Raw genomic sequence first — 3,010 nt, 5'->3', positions numbered from 1 at the left:
CGTGAAACGACTGCTTCATGAGTCGCTTGCTGGCTTGCAGCGCGCGCGGGCCGGCTTCGCCGCCGGACTTGTTCGATGGTGGTTATCCGAGAACTGTTGCGAGCCGGCTATTTGTCGAACCGCGCCGCCTCGGTGACCAGACGCGAGCTGCGCTGCCCGGTGAAATAGCTCCACAACCATTGGCGCTGGACGCGAAGCCGGTTTTGCAACTGGGGCAGAAAGAGCAAGTGAATAAAAGCCCAGGCGAACCAGGCCGTGACTCCCGCCAGTCTTATTCGGCCCGATTCCATGATGGCGAAATTCTTGCCGACGACGGCCATGTTGCCCTTGTCGAAGTACCGAAACGGGCCAAGCGGTTTTCGACCGCTGAGCTCTCTCGAGATCAATCGTCCGACATAGCGGCCTTGCTGGATTGCGACCTGCGCCACGCCCGGCAACGGCTTGCCGTTTTGCGTCAGCGTCGCCGTATCGCCGACCACGAATACATTCGGAATATCCGGAACGCTCAGGAACGGGCCGACGCAGGCTCGCCCCGCACGGTCGGTCGCGACGCCCAGCATCTTCACGAGGGGCGAGGGCGAAACGCACGCGGTCCACAAGACGGCGCCGCACGGGATCAGCTTTCCGCCAACGGTGACGCCTCGAGCGTCGATGCTTTCCACCATGGCGCCGGTGATGACCTGGACGCCGAGCTTAGCGAGCCGCTCCGCGGCTTTTTTCGACAGCGATTCAGCAAAGCTGGGAAGAATGCGCTTGGCGCCGTCGAGCAGGAATATCGTTGTTGTCGACGGATCAATCCGCCGAAAGTTCCCACGCAAAGTCGTGGTCGCCATTTGCGCCAGCGACGCCGCCAGCTCGACGCCGGTCGGTCCCGCGCCGACCAAGACAAATGTCATCTGCCGTCGGCGCTCGTCCTCGTCGTCGATGGATTCCGCCACCTCGTACGCACTCAGAACTTTCGATCGTATCGTTTCGGCGTCGGTGATCGTTTTCAGGCATGGAGCGTACTTGGGAAATTCGTCATGGCCGAAATAGCTCGATTGCATGCCGGCGGCGATCACCAAACAGTCAAAGCCTACCTTCTTGATCCCGACGCCCGGACAATCAACGTCAACGGATCGAAATCCCAGATCGACGCCGACAACCTCGCCCAATATCACGGAAACATTCTCTTGCTTCGCCTCAAGCTGCCGAATCGGCGCCGCCACCTCGGACGGCGCAAGGACCGCGGTCGCCACCTGATATAAAAGCGGTTGGAAAATGTGATGGTTGCGCCGATCGATCACGATGACTTCGGCATCGCAGTGTCGCAGCGGCTTTTGCTGCAGTAATCCCGGCGAAGCCGCCGCCGACTATGACGATCTGCGGCTTCTCGGCGCGTCTGGGCATTGCCGCCGCCGTCTGCTCATGCGGTCGAGAGATCTCTAATGTTTCACTCATGATGATCTCGCAATCTGATCGCTGAGCCAGAGTAGGACCTTGCATGCAGCTCGCGCTGCGATCTTGTCCGACCAAAGCAGTTAACCGAGGATAGTTAGGCGACAGCTTTGTTTGATGTCGCCGGCGCGTTCTCCACTCTCGCGCGCAGCTCAATGAGCCCGAGCAGCATTTCGTCCCGCTCTGCCGCGAGCTCGTCGATGGAGCGAGAACCGACCTCGGAATGGACGCTGTCGATGAGTTTCTTTTGCACTTCGGGCGTCAACTCCGGCTGCCCGAGAACCTTCCACCAGGCTGTCATAGGACCGGTGAACTGCTGGAAGAAATGCTCGATGCCGCCTTCGCCGCCGCCAAGGTGGTTGAGAAGCAGGCTGCCCATGACGCCCCAACGCAGGCCTGGCCCCCAGGACAATGCGGTGTCCGCGTCGGCGGCGCTGACGACGCCTTCGGCGACGAGATAATAAACCTCCCGGCTGAGGGCCGACTGCAGACGATTGGCGACATGCCCGGGCAGTTCCTTGTGCAGCCGGACCGGCTTTTTCCCCATTGCCGTGTAGAAATCCGTGACGCGCTGAATCGTCTCTTCGGAGGTCTTCGCGCCGCCAACGATCTCGACCAGTGGCATTAAATAGGGAGGGTTGAACGGGAGCCCGATCACGCAGCGCTCGGGGTGAGCGCCGCAGCCCGATTGGATCTCGCTCATCGTGAGTCCGGAAGAGCTCGACGTGATGATCACGTCGGGCGGCAACGCCTCGTCAAGCTGCCCATAGAGCTTCTTCTTGAAGTCGATCCGCTCGGGCCCATTCTCCTGGACAAGGTCGGCGCCCTTGACCGCCGCCAAAGGGTCGGCCGTGAACGTCAGTTTCGATTGTGACGCGCCAGGGGCGAGGCCCAATCTCTTGAGCGCCGGCCAGGCCGCTTCGACGAAGCGCTTCAGCGCGGGCTCGGCGTTCGGCGCGATATCGGTCGCCACAACCTCCAGGCCATTCGCCAGGAAGAGCGCCGCCCAGCTCGCGCCAATGACACCGGTGCCGATGATGGCGACGCGGCGAATGGGTTTGGTGGAAGACATGTCATTTCTCCTTTTGGATGCGATTTCAGATTTCGGCGTAGGTGATGCCAGTGAGGTTGCCCTCGGCGAAGAGCAAGGTCTTCTTGTTGGAGCCGTCGAGATTGGCGCTGTAGACCGTGCCGGCGAGGTCGGTGATGAACATCCGCCCGCCTTTCACATCCAAGGCTAGGCCGAGGCCCTCCATCAGGTGGGAGAACACGATTTCGGGCGCTTTGCGGCTGCCCGGCGGGGAGCCGGGCGGCGCTCGGCTAACCGTGTCGCCGCGGGGCGGGTCCCCGCGGTCCGTCCAGTACATCATCCGGCTGGCGAGATCGAGCTCCAGATCGACCGGCTCAGGAAGGTTGTCATAGAGTAATTCGATGTCCCTGCGGTTGGCAGGCGTCTGACCTTCCGGAACCTGGATATTCGCCCGGCGAAGGCTGCCCTGGCCAGCTTTTGTGTCTCCTATTTGGGTCCAGTAGATCTTGCCCCCGCCGGTGTCCACCGCGATGCCCACGCACC

General features: G+C 61.6%; 2 protein-coding genes and 1 pseudogene. All 3 read right to left on the bottom strand.

Translation table 11 applies throughout. The features are described 5' to 3' along the window. Positions 1–107: 107 nt before the first annotated feature. On the bottom strand, positions 108–1,286 hold the full coding sequence (locus tag ACLP2E_RS00015) for an NAD(P)/FAD-dependent oxidoreductase (protein WP_442464785.1): 1,179 nt from the start codon (positions 1,284–1,286) through the stop codon (positions 108–110). 248 nt (positions 1,287–1,534) lie between these two features. Then, entirely contained in the window at positions 1,535–2,509 is a 975-nt protein-coding gene (locus ACLP2E_RS00010) for a 3-hydroxyacyl-CoA dehydrogenase NAD-binding domain-containing protein (RefSeq protein WP_442464784.1), read from the bottom strand. Positions 2,510–2,534: 25 nt separating this feature from the next. Next, positions 2,535–3,010 (bottom strand): annotated as a pseudogene (locus ACLP2E_RS00005) (3-hydroxyacyl-CoA dehydrogenase); the annotation flags it as partial.

Origin of the sequence: Rhodoblastus sp., from assembly GCF_052145335.1 — a bacterium.
Taxonomy (GTDB): domain Bacteria; phylum Pseudomonadota; class Alphaproteobacteria; order Rhizobiales; family Beijerinckiaceae; genus Rhodoblastus.
The sequence above is the reverse complement of the archived record's forward strand: the minus strand, read 5'-3'. Positions and strand labels throughout refer to the sequence as shown.

Bases quoted from the DNA above. Each gene is read 5' to 3' on its own strand.
- ACLP2E_RS00010 (WP_442464784.1), bottom strand. From the start codon at position 2,509: ATGTCTTCCACCAAACCCATTCGCCGCGTCGCCATCATCGGCACCGGT.